This is a genomic window from Nonomuraea sp. KM88, assembly GCF_052245635.1.
In the GTDB taxonomy this organism is placed as follows: Bacteria; Actinomycetota; Actinomycetes; order Streptosporangiales; family Streptosporangiaceae; genus Nonomuraea.
This window is the reverse complement of record NZ_JBQQCC010000017.1, coordinates 100,900-115,350: the sequence shown is the minus strand read 5'-3', so window position 1 is coordinate 115,350 and position 14,451 is coordinate 100,900. Positions and strand designations below refer to the sequence as shown.

Genomic DNA, 14,451 nt, shown 5'->3' with positions numbered 1-14,451 from the left:
GACATACGAGGTCAGGGGAGTACACAGGCGGACGGTTCCGGCTGGGGAACTGGCGTGTGCGCTCAAGGCTGGTCGCGCTGATCCTCATCCCCACGGTCGTGGGTGTGCTGCTCGCCGGCATCCAGCTGGCCGACGCCATCGGCACGAGCGCCGAATACCGCCGGCTCACCCAGGTCGCCGAGCTGGTGCAGCGCATCGGCGCGCTCAACCACGAGCTGGGCAAGGAACGCACGCTCACCGCGTGGTACGTCGCCGACCGCAGGAAGGCCCAGCGCTTCGTCCAGGTCAAGACCCAGCGGCAGACGACCGACAAGGCCAAGCAGGACGTCGTCAACGCGGCCTCGGCCATCGACGCCGCCCACTCGGCCCGCGTCCGCGAGGGCGTCGCCAGCATGAACCGCTGGCTCAACGGCCTCGACAGCCTGCGCGCCTCCATGGTCGGCAACGTGCCCCCGCGCGCCGTCATCGGCACCTACACCACGATGATCGAGGTCTTCTCGTCGGTCCAGGCCGGCATGGGCGACGGCGTCACCGACGACTCCCTCCTGGGCGACGTCGCCGCGCTCGGCGCGCTCCAGCGGGTCAAGGAGGAGGTCTCGCGGCAGCAGATCATCCTCCTCGTGGCACTCGTCCAGAGCAAGCTCGACAGCGACGACTGGGCGGAGTTCCTCGGCTCCTGGAACAAGCAGCAGGCCGAGCAGCTCACCTTCGAGCAGGAGGCGTCCCCGGCGGACCTGGAGGCGTTCCACGAGGGCGTCAAGGGCCTGGAGGTCGACCTCGCCGACGCCATGCGGCAGCGGGCGCTCGCCCAGGTGCGCGCCCTCAACCGGATCAGGGACCTCGACGTCACCACGCGCGCCGACCGTACGCGCTGGTTCGAGAGCACCACCGCGGCCGGTAACGCCATGCGCAAGGTCGAGGACGGCCTGGCCACCAAGATCGTGGCCGGCACCCGCGACCTCAGCGACACCGAGCAGCGCAACGCGATCATGTCCGGTGCGATGATCCTCGTGCTGCTGCTCCTCGTCCTGATCATCACCACCCGCGTGGCCGGCTCGCTGGTCCGCCCGCTGCGCCGGCTGCGCGCCGAAGCGCTCCAGGTCGCCACGACCCGGCTGCCCGAGACAGTCCGCCTGCTGCGCGAGTCCGGCGAGGGCGCCCATGTGCCCGAGATGCCGTCGGTCGGCGTCAACACCCGGGACGAGATCGGTGAAGTGGCGCGGGCGTTCGACGAGGTCCACCGCGAGGCCATCCGGCTGGCCGGCGACGAGGCCAAGCTGCGGGCGAACGTCAACTCCATGTTCGTCAACCTCTCCCGGCGCAGCCAGACTCTCGTCGAGCGGCAGCTGCAGCTCATCGAGGGCCTGGAGCAGGGCGAGGAGGACGAGCAGCGGCTCGCCAACCTGTTCCGCCTCGACCACCTGGCCACCCGCATGCGCCGCAACAGCGAGAACCTCCTGGTTCTCGCCGGCCAGGAGGCCGCGCGCAAGTGGAGCGAGCCGGTGCCGCTGGTCGACATCGCCCGCGCCTCGCTCTCCGAGGTCGAGAACTACGAGCGCGTCCAGATCCAGATCGCGTCCGGCACTCTCATCGTCGGCCCGGCCGTCACCGACGCCGTCCACCTGCTCGCCGAGCTGATCGAGAACGCCATCTCGTTCTCTCCCCGCGAGAGCAAGGTCCAGGTGACCAGCTCGCCGGTCGAGGGCGGCGTGCTCGTGTCGATCAACGACCTGGGCATCGGCATGAGCCAGGAAGAGCTGGCCGAGGCCAACTGGCGGCTGGCGAACCCGCCCGTCGTCGACGTGTCCGTGTCGCGGCGCATGGGTCTGTTCGTGGTCGGCCGCCTGGCCCTGCGCCACGGCGTCCGGGTGCAGCTCAGCATGCGGGAGACGGGCGGGCTGAGCGCGCTCGTCATGATGCCCGACATGCTCATCAGCGACGGCTCGGGCGCGCCGCAGCAGGGCGGCCAGTACGAAGCGTTCACGACGTTCGACCCGAGCATGTTCGGGCAGCCGTCCACCAACGGATCGGGCTCCCGCTCCGGGGCGCCCTCGGGCGAGAGCTCCGAGCAGGTCGTGGACACGCAGTGGCCGGGGTCGCTGCCCGCGCCGGGCACCGGCAACTGGCCGTCGTTCGGCGATCAGCAGCAGCCCGCCGCCTTCGGCGAGCAGCCCGAGCAGCAACCTGCCGCGTTCGGCGAGCAGCCGCCGGCGTTCGGGGAGCAGCCGCCGGCCTTCGGCGACCAGCCGGCTCCGTTCGCGGGCCAGCCGCAGGAAGCGCAGGAGGAGCCGGCCTGGCCGTCCTTCGCCCAGGAGCCGCCGGCCACGCCGTCGCCGTTCGGCGAGCAGCGCTGGCCCTCGTTCTCGGACGAGCCCCCGCCCTCCTCCGCGTCGCAGCCGTTCGCGGAGAACCGGTGGCCGTCGTTCGCCGAGCAGCCCCCGCCGCTGCAGGATGACGAGCCGCGCTGGCCGTCGTTCGCGACGGAGCCGCCGCAGCAGCAGCCGCAGGACGAGTCGCGGTGGTCGTCGTTCGCCGACCCGTTGCCGCGCAGGTCGTTGTTCGAGGCGGAGGACCGGCCGCGGCCGCAGTTCGACCCGTCGTACCACTCGCCGTTCTCGGAGGAGCCCAAGCCCGCCGACCAGTTCGAGCAGAACGGGAATTCCGCCTACAACCCGTTCGGGCCGGGCGACTACTCCTCGCAGGACATGACCGGGCCGCTGCCCGCGGTGCGCAACTCGCCCATGGAGGAGCAGAGCGAGGAGTTCCTGCCGATCTTCTCGTCGGTCGGCTCCGACTGGTTCCGCAGGCCGGAGCCGGAGCAGCTGCGGCCTCGTCACGAGCCGCAGCCCGAGCCCGAGCACGAGAGCACCGCGGTGCAACCGGCGGTGCCCGCGGACCCGCCGCCCGCCGCTCCCGCCCAGCAGACGCCGGGCAAGCTGCCTCAGCGCAAGCCGGGGCAGTCGGGCGCCGGCGCGTCGTGGTCCTCGCCCGCGGACACCGGCTTCCAGGCCGCGCAGGCCGCCGCGCAGCCTGCGCAGGCCGGCACGACGCCTTCGGGGCTGCCCCGGCGCGTCCCCAAGGCCAACCTGGTGCCCGGCACGGCCAGCCTCGCCGAGCCCCAGGCCACATCACCGGCGCCGCAGATCTCACCTGAGCGGTTGCGCAGCAGGCTCTCCAGCTTCCAGCAGGGTGTCCGGCAAGGCCGAGCGTTCACCCGCGGAGAAGAAAATGAGGAGGACAAATGAGAGAAATGAGCCAGGGAGCGCGCGGCATCAGCTGGCTGATCACGGACTTCGTGAACAACGTGCCCGGCGTCGCTCACACGGTCGTGGTGTCGTCCGACGGGCTGCCGCTGGCCTTTTCCGAGGGCTTTCCCAAGGACCGGGCCGACCAGCTCGCCGCGGTCGCCTCAGGTGTGATCAGTTTGACCCAGGGAGCGGCGCGGGTCTTCGAGGGCGGTATGGTGACCCAGACCGTCATCGAAATGCAGCGGGGCCTCCTGATGATCATGTCCATCAGCGATGGGTCCTGCCTGGCTGTCCTGGCCGCACCAGACTGTGACATGGGGCTGGTGGCATACCAGATGACTCTGCTGGTCGAGCGGGCGGGCCAGGTGCTGACTCCGGCGGTGCGCGCGGAGCTGCAAGCGGCCCGTCCCCGCTAGGGGGCGGTGACAGGAGATCATGGTGTCAGGTCAGGGTTGGGCTGGTGATAGTACCCCGCCGCATCCGGCGGTTCCCCGTCCGCAGAAACCGAGTTCCCTGGTACGGCCCTATGCCGTGACCGGGGGGCGTACCGCGCCGCGGATGAAGTTCGCCATGGAGGCCCTGGTGTCCTCCGTGACATCGGAATACCAAGACATTTCCCTACTTAGTCCGGAGTATCAGGCGATCATTCAGCTGACCCGGAACGTCAGGTCGGTTGCCGAGATCTCCGCCCTTTTACGCCAGCCTCTCGGTGTGGTCCGGGTGTTGATCGCCGACATGGCGTCGGAGGGCCTGATCCGCGTGCACCAGCCTGCGCTGGACGCGGGAAAGCCGGACCTCAACTTGCTCGAAAGGGTGCTCAGTGGACTTCGCAGGCTCTAGCCCCGGCCTAACCTCGACGAAGATCGTCGTGGCCGGGGGCTTCGGCGTGGGGAAGACGACGTTCGTGGGTGCGGTGTCGGAGATCCTGCCGCTCACCACCGAAGCGGTCATGACGGACGCCTCGGCGCACGTCGACGACGTCTCGCTCACGCCGAACAAGACGACGACGACCGTGGCGATGGACTTCGGCCGGGTCTCCCTCGACCGTGACCTGATCCTCTATCTGTTCGGCACGCCCGGGCAGCACCGGTTCTGGTTCATGTGGGACGACCTGGTGCGCGGCGCCATCGGCGCCGTGGTGCTGGTCGACACGCGCCGCCTGGCCGACAGCTTCCCGGCGATCGACTACTTCGAAGAGGCCAAGCTGCCCTTCGTGATCGGCATCAACGGCTGGGACGGCCAGTTCGCGCACGCGGAGGAGGAGATCCGCGAGGCGCTGTCGATCGGCGGCCACATCCCGATCGTGCGGCTGGACGCCCGGCAGCGCGAATCCGTCAAAGGCACCTTGATCACGCTGGTCGAGCACGCCCTGACCCGCCGCATGCACAGCCCGGTCTAGCCGGCTCGACGGCCCGCCACCCTTGCCTGACCGGGGTGGCGGGCCGCTTGCTGCCCCGGCTCCGGACCGGCCGGAACCCCCGATCGCTCCACGATCCCGCGGTGGTGCCGGAAGGTTGCCGCGCGCCCGCCGGCGCGGGGCGTCAACGATCGGCGTCGTCGCGCAGGCCGACCTGGCAGCCCACGTCGTCGATCTCCATCGCCGCGAGCACGACCTGGAGCAGGCCGGGGAAGCGGGCCTGTAAGTCGTCCCCGCGCAGGGTCACGTAACAACGGGTGCCCTCCTGGCGGGTGCGGGTCAGCCCGGCGTCGCGCAGCACGCGCAGGTGATGGCTGAGCGTCGATTTGGCCACCGGTGCGCGCAGCTGCCCCCAGCCGCGCTCGCGGCCGTCGGCCAGCACGCGCACCAGCCCGACCCGGATCGGGTCGCTCAGCGCGGCCATCACCTCGGTCAGTGCGATCTCGCCCAACTCGGGATGATGTGCCTTCTGCATGCGTCCATGCTAGCTTGTTCGACGTTTCACGAACATCGAACATGGGGGAACGTCGTGACCGATCGACCAGGCGGCCGGATGGAGGGCAGAGGGGTGATCGTGACAGGGGCGGGCACGGGGATCGGCCGCGCCGCCGCGCTCGCCTTCGCCCGCGCCGGAGCGCACGTGCTCGGGGTGGGCCGCCGCGCCGATGTGCTGCGGGAGACCGCGGACCAGCACCCCGCCATCGCCGTCCACGCCGCCGACGTCCGCGGCGAGCATGCGCCGGAAACGATCGTCGGCGCGGCGATCGAGCGGTGGGGGCGCCTCGACGTGCTCGTCAACAGTGCCGGCGCCACCGCCATGATGGCGCTGGCCGACACCGACGCCGAGCGCGTCGGGGACCTGTTCGCGCTCAACGTCACCGCGCCCAGCCTGCTCGCCCGCGCCGCGCTGCCGCACCTGAAGGCCGCCCGCGGCGCGATCGTCAACGTCTCCAGCACGTACGGGCACCGCCCCCTGCCCGGCGCCGCCCACTACGCCGCCTCCAAGGCCGCCCTGGAGCAGTTGACCCGCAGCTGGGCCCTGGAGCTCGCACCCGACGGCATCCGCGTCAACGCCCTGGCCCCCGGCCCGACCGAGAGCGAGGCACTGGCCGCCTCCGGGCTGCCCCAGGACACGGTCGAGCAGATCAAGCAGGACGAGGCCGCCCGCATCCCGCTCGGCCGCCGTGGCGAGCCCGACGAGGTGGCCGCCTGGATCGTGCACCTCGCCGACCCCGCCGCCACCTGGATCACCGGCCAGGTCCTCACCGTCGACGGCGGCCTGGAACTCGTGTGAGCCTCTGCCTTCAGATGCGGGAGAGCAGCTCCGCCTTCTTGACCCGGAACTCCTCCTCCGTCAGCAGCCCGGCGTCGCGCAGCTCGCCGAGCTTGACGATCAACCCGGCGACGTCGGCCACGGCCCAGGGGAGCGTCTTCACCGCGGGGACGGGCTCGGGGGCGGGGATGGCGGCGAGGACGGCGGCGGCGAAGGGCAGGGACTTGTGGGTGGCACCCCAGCCCAGCCCGAACACGACGGCGGCGGGATCCTTGTCGGGCTCGGGAGGCGGTCGCCGCCCGCGCACCCTGAGCCGCAGGCACCCGCTCCCTCCGTCCGGCGTGTGCCAGTCGACACCCTCCAGGTCGGCGGGGGTGTAGCGCTGGTCGCCCGCCGCGTACTTGGCCGACGTCGCGCCCGACCAGAACCAGGTGAGGGTGACGGTCTCGCCGTCGAAGGCCGCCGCGCCGTCCCAGCCCTTGAAGGCACGTGGCGGCTCGGGAGGGGACACCAGGAAACGTGTGGCCGGACCGCGGTCGGTGAGGACCGAGCGCAGCTCATCCGCGTAGTAGTCGGCGAGCGACTCCTTGTCGGCCGGCAGCACCAGCCGGTAGGGGTCGGCGGCCTCCTTGAGCTGCCCGGCCGCGGCGGCCATCAGAGGGTCGGCCCCACGCCTGAGGTCGGCCCGCAACACCACGGTGCCCCGCTTGCCTGGAGTGAGGGTGACCTTGGCGATCGCCTCGTGGGGCACCACCCGCTCGCCGAGTTCGGAGAGAAGTTTGGGCGCTTTTCCGCTTTCGGGCTTGATACGCAGGAATTCGGATTCGAACTCCCACGAGCAGCCCCGGCCTGCCAGCACATCCGCCACGACTTCCAGAATAAGCTTTCATGCGCTGACCGGCCGGAGTACAACCACATAACCCGGTCAAAGGCACGCCGTGACGGCGGCCGTCCCCGTGCGGGTCAGCGGGCGTCCCCCTGGAGGCGCTCAGCCACGTGCGGCGTGTGGCGTGACCTTGGCGCCAGCCGTAAAGAATGCGGTTTTTCTGCGCGGCCACGTGGCCGCTGACCAGACAGCCGGCCGCGGCCCTGAAGAGGGGCGGTCGCACGGCCGCGTGGCCGCGCGACGGGAGGGGACGAGGCGACTGATCTATACGGTCGCGTGGCCGCGGACCAGACGGCCGACCTCGGCGCGCAGGTGCACGAAGTCGGGGTGCTCGCGGGTGGAGATCTGGTCGCGCGGCGCGGGCAGCTCCACCTTGAGGTCGCCCACCACGTGCGCCGGGGCCTTGGAGAGCACCACCACGCGGTCGCCGACGTAGACGCTCTCGTCGATGTCGTGCGTGATGAGCACGATCGTCATCTGGTGGTGGCCGCGCACCTTGAGCACCAGATCTTCCAGGTCCTCGCGGGTCTGGGCGTCGACCGAGCCGAACGGCTCGTCCATCAGCATCAGAGTCGGCCGGTACGCCAGCGCACGCGCGATCGCCACCCGCTGCTGCATGCCGCCGGAGAGCTGGAACGGATATTTGCGCCCCGCGTCCTGCAGCCCGACCGATTCCAGGGCCTCGTGGGCGGCCTCGCGGCGCTGGCGCTTGTCCATGTTCTTGCGGCGCAGCGGCAGCGCCACGTTGTCGGCCACCGACATCCACGGGAACAACGAGCGGCTGTAGTCCTGGAAGACGACGGCCAGGTTGTCGGGGGTCTGGCGCACCACGTCGCCCTCGACCCTGATCTCGCCACCTGTCGGGTTGATCAGGCCGGCGATCGAGCGCAGCAGCGTCGACTTCCCGCACCCCGAGGGGCCGACGATGCACAGCAGCTCACCCGCCGCGACGCTCAGGTTGAGCGCGTCGATGGCGTGGTGCGCGTTCGGGCTGCCGCCGCCGTAAACGTGGGAGAGGTTGTCTATCTCGAGCAATGGATGTCCTTGGGGGCGAGGCCGCGGATTGCACGGCGGCTCTTGCGGAGCCGGGGACGACAACTTTATCGGAGGGTAAATTGCCGGACATGTCGGTTAGGTAACCTATTGAGAACGTGATCTCAGTCTTTCACGGGCGCCACCGCCATGGGGGACGCTCACGGAGCCGCCAGTTGCTGGGCGGCGTGGTGCCAGCCGAGCACCCGGCGCTCCGCGACCAGGAAAAGCTCGTTGAGCAAGTATCCCAGCACGCCCAGCAGCACGATCCCGGCCCAGATTCCGGGCAGGTCGAACGTGGAGTACGCGTCGGTGATCTGGAAGCCGATGCCGTTGGTGGTGCCGGGCAGCAGTTCGGAGAAGACCATGACGATCAGCGAGAGCGACAGGGCCAGCCGCAACCCGGCGAACATCTTGGGCAGCGTGGACGGCACCACCACCCGCAGCAGCAGCTCGGCCCGCGACAGCCGGAACGCCTGGCTCGTCTGCAGGTGCAGCGGCTCGACCGAGCGGGCACCGTCGGCGGTGTTGAGCAGCACCGGCCACACGATGCTGAACATGATGAACGCCAGCTGCATCCGCAGCCCGAACCCGAACACCACGAGGAAGACGGTGACCAGCGCGGGCGGCGGGATCGCGCGCAGGAACTGCAGCACCCCGTCGAGATAGTCGTACGCCCTGGCGGACAGCCCCACCGCCAGCCCGAGCACGACCCCGGCCAGCGCGCCCCCCGCGAACCCCGCGGCCATCCTGCCCAGGCTCGGCAGGATGTTCTCCACGGCCGCGTCGGTCAGGAACAAAGCATCCGGCGGGCCCGAGAACCACATGGCGTGCATCCGGGTCACGATCGCGCTCGGCGGCGGGAAGAACGTGCTGCCCGCCACCCGCGTGGCCGCCTCCCAGACCAGGACGAGCACGAGCAGCACCACCCAGCGGAACGTCGCAGTGCCCAGCCCCCCGCGCCTCATGGCCGCTCTCCCAGCTGCGCGTGGTGCCAGCGGAACGCCCGCCGCTCGGCGGCCACCAGCAGCGCGTTGACCACGACTCCGAACAGGCCGACCCAGAACACGCCGGCCAGGATGTCGACCATCCGCGCGGGCACGGCGATGCCGGCGAAGAAGATGAACACGCCGATGCCCTCACCCCGCCCGGCCACGATCTCGGTGCTGACGGTCAGGATGAGTGCCACTCCGGCGGCCAGCCTGATCCCGGTGGTGATGAAGGGCGCCGACGACGGCAGCGAGACGCGCAGCAGCACCGCCGGAGGGCCGAAGCCGTACGACCTGAGCGACTCCTTGGCCAGCGGGTCGACGCCGCGCAGGCCGTACATCGTGTTGTAGAGGATGGGCCAGAGCGAGGCGTAGACCACCAGCGTGACGCGCAGCTGGAGCCCGGTGCCGATGACGAGGGCCACCAGCGGGATGAGCGCCACCGACGGGATCGGCCGCAGGAACTCCACGACCGACCGCATCGCGGCGTCGACGATCGGGACGCTGCCGAGCAGCAGGCCGAGCGGCACCGCGATGGCGGCGGCGATGCCCAGCCCCATCGCCCAGGCGAGCAGGCTGGTCAGGGCGTGCCCGAGGAAGGCGGGATCGGCCGACAACGTGACCGCCCGCCCGACGATCTCCGTGGCCGGCGGCAGGAACTCCGGATCGGCCAGGCCCGTCCGGCTTGTCAGCTCGATCAGGGCGGCGAAGGCGAGCGCCCCAGCCGCCCGGCGCGACCATCGGGTGGTCGTGGACGCCGGACGGGCACGGGACAGGGTCTGCGCGCTCACCCGGACGTGGTGGGCGACATGAGGGTCTTCACGTCGATCGCCTTGGACAGCCACTTGGCCTCCAGCATCCAGTCGGCCACCCGCTGGAGGCGGACCGGATTGTCGTTGCTGGAGAAGTAGGGGAAGGTGACGGTGGCCGCCGTGGCGGCGTTGATCTGGGTGAAGGTCGGCAGCACCTTGGCCACGACCTCACGGTTGTTCTCCATCAGCTTGCCCGCGTTGTGGATGGCTCGCTGGAACGCCGCGGCGACCTTGGGATTCTTGTCGTACCACTCCTGCGTGCTGACGTAGCCGGAGATCGGGAACTCCGCGGCGGGGCCGGATGCGGGGTCGAGGATCTTGCGGGCGCCCATGGACGCCGTGGCGGCGGTGACCATCGGCTCGCCGAGGTAGGCGGCGTCGATCTGGCCGCCCTTCCAGGAGGGCATGATGTTCTGGAACGTCACCTGCACGTATTTGATCGTGGCCGGATCGACGTTGTTGGCCTTGAGCACCTGCGTGAGCGCCAGTTCCTGGAAGTTGTGCAGGACGTTCACATTGATCGTCTTGCCTTCGAGGTCTTTCGGCGCCTTGATGGGCGAGTCGGGCAGCGCCATGATGCTCAGCGAGTCGGGGGAGGCGCGCGAACCCTCGGCCAGGATCCGCAACTGGAGCGAGCCCTTGTCGTGGGCGGCGAACATCGAGACGTAGTTGCCGAACATGGCGTCGATCTCGCCGTTCAGCATCATGGGGATGGCCTCGGGGGAGGCCTGGACGACCTGCGGAGTGACCTCCAGGCCCTCCTTCTCGAAGAGCCCCTGGTCGATGGCCACGTAGAGGGCTGCGCTGTCGATGGCGGGCAGGGTGGCGACCTTGATCTCCGTCTTCTCCAGGCCGCCGTTGGCGGGTGCGGACGATGGCGCGCCGGCGGTCGTTGAGCCGCCGGTGCTGCACGCGACTACACCGAGTATCAGAGCGATCCCGATGATGGCGGTCCTGGCGGGACGGCCAAGCCTCATGTCAGGGACTCCCTTCAGATGGAGCCAGGGGGGAAACCGGGGGGCTTCTGCTCCCGGCGGGCTGCGTGCCTGACGCACAACAGAGATCGACCGTAGCACCAAATTAGTGGTCATTATCGCGAGAACAACACTTGTGGTTGCAATGTCTGTTTCGGGCTCTATCGTGAAATTCTGGTGACCGATACCCGCCCGAATGATTGTCCGGTTTGGGACTGGAGGTGAACGCGAGGCAACAGTAACTGATGGTGCATACTATTCGATCTTTTCTGCGAGTCAAGAGGTGGCCCGCGGACGGCCCTCTATTGCCTGTTTCTCCTGATGAGAGGCCCTCTACCGATTCTGTCGAATTTTCTGGACACTGGGGGATAAACACCCCATACGGGCACTAGTGGTGGTTGGCCCTTGGCGACCCCTGTGCTCAAATGGCGCTTATCTGGACGTACATATTGCCCCACCTGCAATAACCTGCACGGCCCCGAGAATTCCCCCTCCAGGCGAGAGGTTGCGAAGGCAAGTGAGAACGCAGAGCGCCGAAGCTTCCGCCGACCGCGAGCCGCACGGGCATGAGAAGCGACGGTTGTCTCAGCCGACCTCGAAAAGGTTCGGATTGGGCAACTGGCACGTACGGTCGCGGCTCGTCGCGCTGATCGTCGTTCCCACGGCCGTGGCCGTGGGGCTGGGCGGACTGAACGTGATCACCTCGCTCAGTGACGCCAACACCTATCAGACCCTCAGGGAGGTCGCCGAGTTCAGCCAGCAACTCGGCACCGTCACGCACGAGCTGTCCTTCGAACGCGACGAGACCGCGCTCTTCATCGCCCAGGGCCGTCCCGACAACCGCGAAGCCCAGCTGCGCACCACCTACAGCGCGGTGAACGGCCACATCGAGGAGGCCAAAGAGCGGGCGGCGGCGATCACGGACACCCACGCCGACGCCGTACGCCCGGTGCTGCGCCGGCTCGACGAGATCCGGACGGTACGCGACACCGCGGTCAACGGGAAGATCCAGCCCCTGCCGATGATCCAGAAGTACTCGCAGATCATCGCGGCCCTGCTGCAGTTCCACGACCAGGTCGGCCAGGTCGCGGTGGACGACGAGGTGTCACGCAGCGCCGGCTCGCGGGCCGCCATCGCCAGGGCCAAGGAGCAGGCGTCCGAGCAGCGCGGCATCCTGGCCAGCGCGCTGGACAGGAAGGGCTTCGACAGCGGCGAGCTCGACGCGCTCACCGACGCCAAGTCGCGCGAGGAGAGCGAGACGACGCTGTTCGCCACCCTGGCCAACCTCGAACAGCTCGAGCTCTACCGCAACACGGTCGTGGGGCACGACGTCGACCAGACCGACCTGTTCAGGCTCCGGGCCATGGCGCAGGCGGCCGAGGGCAAGGACCTGAGCATCGGTGGCCGGCCCGCCCAGGACGCGGCCACGTGGGTCGAGGTCAGCACCGGCAAGATCGACGCGCTGCGCACCGTGGAGAAGGAGCTGTCCTCCTCGGTCATCCTGCGTGCCAGGGCTCTGGAGGAGAGCGCCAACCGCTCGGCGCTGATCTCCGGCGGCTTCATCCTGGTGCTGCTGCTCGTGGTGCTCGCGATCATCTCGCTCATCGCCCGCTCGCTGATCAGGCCGCTGCGCAAGCTGCGCGGCGAGGCGCTCGACATCGCGGGCAACCGCCTGCCGGGCACCGTACGCGAGCTGCGTGAAAGCGGGGAAGGAACGGTCCCGCCGGTCGACCCGATCGGCGTGGACACGCACGACGAGATCGGTGAGGTCGCGCGGGCGTTCGACGAGGTGCACCGTGAGGCGGTGCGGCTGGCGGGCGAGGAGGCGCGGCTGCGGAGCAACGTGAACGCGATGTTCGTGAACCTGTCGCGGCGTAGCCAGACGCTGGTGGAGCGGCAGATCACGTTGATCGACGGTCTGGAGCAGGGTGAGCAGGACGAGCAGCGGCTCGGGAACTTGTTCAAGCTGGATCACCTGGCCACGCGTATGCGGCGTAACAGCGAGAACCTGCTGGTGCTGGCGGGGCAGGACCCGCCGCGCCGCTGGAGCCAGCCGGTCAAGCTGGTCGACGTCGCCCGCGCCTCGCTTTCGGAGGTGGAGAACTACGAGCGGGTCGTGTTGCAGGTGCCCGACGGGGTGTCGGTGGCCGGTCAGGCGGTCAACGACGTCATCCACCTGATCGCGGAGCTGGTGGAGAACGCTCTGTCGTTCTCGCCTCGTGAGACGCGGGTGACGGTGTCGGGCAGCAGGATCGACGGTGGCGGCGTGATGTTGTCGATCACCGACTCCGGCATCGGGATGACGCAGGAGGAACTGGCCCAGGCGAACGAGCGCCTCGTGGAAGCCCCCACCGTGGACGTGTCGGTGTCGCGGCGCATGGGCCTGTTCGTGGTCGCCCGCCTGGCGCACCGCCACGGCATCCGGGTGCAGCTGCGCCCCCACAGTTCCGGCGGGCTGACCGCGATGGTGCTGATCCCGGAGAACATGCTGGGCACGCAGGCGCCTCCCCTCACCGGCACGCCGTCCTTCTCCGGCAACCAGCCCCCCGCGTTCTCCGGCAACCAGCCTCCCGCCCTCGCGGGTGCGGCGAGCGGCGGGCCCAGGGACGAGCCGTACTCCGGCCCGCATCCCGCCCCGCCGGCCGTGGACTGGCCGCAGCCCCCGTACCAGCTCGGCCCCGGCCACCCGTCCTTCCCGTCGAACCCGGACCAGGGCGGCAACTGGCCGCCGTCGGCTCCCTGGCAGCCCGAGCCCGGCGGCTGGCCGCAGGAACCGCTCGGCTACGACGGGGCCGACGTGTGGAACTCGGGCGGCCCGCACCGGGGCCCCGCGCTGAACGGCGACCGCGGCCTGCCCAGACGGCCAGGACCCGAGCGCCCGCCGGGCGGCTGGAGCAACGACACGATGCCGCCGCAGCGGCCGGGGTTCGACCGCCACGACCCGGATCCGGGCACGTCGGGGTCCATCCCGGCGGCTCCGCCCGCCTCCGGCGGGGACGACTACCTGCCGATCTTCGCCGCCGTCGAGTCCGCGTGGTTCGGCCGCGACGGGAGCGGCGCGAGCTGGGGCCCGTCCAAGGCGGACGAAGGCTGGAGTGCGGCGGAAGCGGTGGTGGAGCCTGTGCGTAATGGATCGACGGCCGCCGGGCTGCCCAAGCGGGTGCCCAAGGCCAACCTGGTGCCCGGATCGGCGGACACCTCGTCGTCGCCGAAGGGAGTGACGCCGATGCCGTCGGTGTCGCCGGACCGGATCCGCAACCGGCTCTCCAGCTTCCAGCAGGGGTTTCGGGCGGCACGTGATGACATCAGCGAGGGCAGGGCGTTCCCCTCTGGCCCAGCGGACGACAACAGGGAGGAGGACGCATGAGAGACCTGAGTCACGCGGCACGCGGAGTCGACTGGCTGATCACCGACTTCGTCAGTACCGTTCCCGGGGTCGCGCACGCGGTGGTGGTTTCGTCCGACGGGTTGCCGCTTGCGGCGTCGTCGGGTTTTCCGGCTGATCGGGCGGATCAGCTGGCGGCGATCGCGTCGGGTCTGGTGAGTTTGACGCAGGGTGCGGCGCGGGTGTTCGAGGGGGGTGCGGTCAATCAGACGATCGTGGAGATGCAGCGTGGGTTGATGCTGATCATGTCGGTCAGTGATGGTTCGTGTCTGGCTGTGTTGGCGGCTCCGGATTGTGACATGGGGTTGGTGGCGTACCAGATGACGCTGATGGTGGATCGCGCCGGTCAGGTGCTGACTCCGGCTGTGCGTGCGGAGCTGCGCGCCAGCCAGACAAGGTGACGTAGGTGACAGACCCCCGATGGAACAGCGGCGA

13 protein-coding genes are annotated in these 14,451 nt (G+C 69.8%); 7 read left to right on the top strand and 6 right to left on the bottom strand.

What is annotated here, in order from left to right:
• The first annotated feature begins 56 nt into the window (after positions 1-56).
• The 4 genes from ACTWPV_RS38265 to ACTWPV_RS38250 are packed head-to-tail and all read left to right on the top strand — an operon-like array spanning position 57 to position 4,647.
• Positions 57-3,245, top strand: coding sequence for a nitrate- and nitrite sensing domain-containing protein (locus ACTWPV_RS38265; RefSeq protein WP_443155522.1), 3,189 nt, complete (start codon positions 57-59; stop codon positions 3,243-3,245).
• Positions 3,242-3,664, top strand: a complete 423-nt coding sequence (locus ACTWPV_RS38260) for a roadblock/LC7 domain-containing protein (protein WP_090935862.1) — start codon at positions 3,242-3,244, stop codon at positions 3,662-3,664. Before ACTWPV_RS38265 ends, ACTWPV_RS38260 begins: the two co-directional genes overlap by 4 nt.
• Positions 3,665-3,683: 19 nt before the next feature.
• Positions 3,684-4,088 carry a DUF742 domain-containing protein gene (locus ACTWPV_RS38255; RefSeq protein WP_226898832.1) on the top strand — a complete coding sequence of 135 codons (405 nt, stop codon included), beginning with the start codon at positions 3,684-3,686 and terminating at the stop codon, positions 4,086-4,088.
• Positions 4,069-4,647 carry a GTP-binding protein gene (locus ACTWPV_RS38250; RefSeq protein WP_132601556.1) on the top strand — a complete coding sequence of 193 codons (579 nt, stop codon included), beginning with the start codon at positions 4,069-4,071 and terminating at the stop codon, positions 4,645-4,647. Before ACTWPV_RS38255 ends, ACTWPV_RS38250 begins: the two co-directional genes overlap by 20 nt.
• A 142-nt stretch (positions 4,648-4,789) precedes the next feature.
• Here the strand turns inward: ACTWPV_RS38250 and ACTWPV_RS38245 are convergent, their stop codons facing one another.
• Entirely contained in the window at positions 4,790-5,140 is a 351-nt protein-coding gene (locus ACTWPV_RS38245; protein ID WP_443155521.1) for an ArsR/SmtB family transcription factor, read from the bottom strand.
• Between the two features lie 54 nt (positions 5,141-5,194).
• Here ACTWPV_RS38245 and ACTWPV_RS38240 point away from each other — a divergent pair, with 54 nt between their 5' ends.
• The gene (locus ACTWPV_RS38240; protein ID WP_443155520.1) at positions 5,195-5,959 is read left to right on the top strand and encodes an SDR family NAD(P)-dependent oxidoreductase; all 765 of its coding nucleotides are present in this window, start codon (positions 5,195-5,197) and stop codon (positions 5,957-5,959) included.
• A gap of 10 nt (positions 5,960-5,969) precedes the next feature.
• Here the strand turns inward: ACTWPV_RS38240 and ACTWPV_RS38235 are convergent, their stop codons facing one another.
• From ACTWPV_RS38235 to ACTWPV_RS38215, 5 genes are all read right to left on the bottom strand, one after another.
• Positions 5,970-6,806, bottom strand: coding sequence for a DUF4429 domain-containing protein (locus tag ACTWPV_RS38235; RefSeq protein WP_443155519.1), 837 nt, complete (start codon positions 6,804-6,806; stop codon positions 5,970-5,972).
• 282 nt (positions 6,807-7,088) lie between these two features.
• A complete protein-coding gene (locus ACTWPV_RS38230) occupies positions 7,089-7,859 on the bottom strand; it encodes an ABC transporter ATP-binding protein (RefSeq protein WP_443155518.1) in 771 nt (256 codons plus the stop codon).
• Between the two features lie 158 nt (positions 7,860-8,017).
• Positions 8,018-8,824 (bottom strand): ABC transporter permease, encoded by an 807-nt coding sequence (locus ACTWPV_RS38225; RefSeq protein WP_347649968.1) that lies wholly within the window; start codon positions 8,822-8,824, stop codon positions 8,018-8,020.
• Entirely contained in the window at positions 8,821-9,636 is an 816-nt protein-coding gene (locus tag ACTWPV_RS38220) for an ABC transporter permease (protein WP_347649967.1), read from the bottom strand. Before ACTWPV_RS38220 ends, ACTWPV_RS38225 begins: the two co-directional genes overlap by 4 nt.
• A complete protein-coding gene (locus ACTWPV_RS38215) occupies positions 9,633-10,634 on the bottom strand; it encodes an ABC transporter substrate-binding protein (RefSeq protein WP_347649966.1) in 1,002 nt (333 codons plus the stop codon). The genes ACTWPV_RS38220 and ACTWPV_RS38215 overlap by 4 nt, the downstream gene beginning before the upstream one ends.
• 607 nt (positions 10,635-11,241) lie before the next feature.
• Here ACTWPV_RS38215 and ACTWPV_RS38210 point away from each other — a divergent pair.
• On the top strand, positions 11,242-13,998 hold the full coding sequence (locus ACTWPV_RS38210; RefSeq protein WP_443155517.1) for a nitrate- and nitrite sensing domain-containing protein: 2,757 nt from the start codon (positions 11,242-11,244) through the stop codon (positions 13,996-13,998).
• Positions 13,995-14,417 carry a roadblock/LC7 domain-containing protein gene (locus ACTWPV_RS38205; RefSeq protein ID WP_132339573.1) on the top strand — a complete coding sequence of 141 codons (423 nt, stop codon included), beginning with the start codon at positions 13,995-13,997 and terminating at the stop codon, positions 14,415-14,417. The genes ACTWPV_RS38210 and ACTWPV_RS38205 overlap by 4 nt, the downstream gene beginning before the upstream one ends.
• Positions 14,418-14,451: the final 34 nt, after the last annotated feature.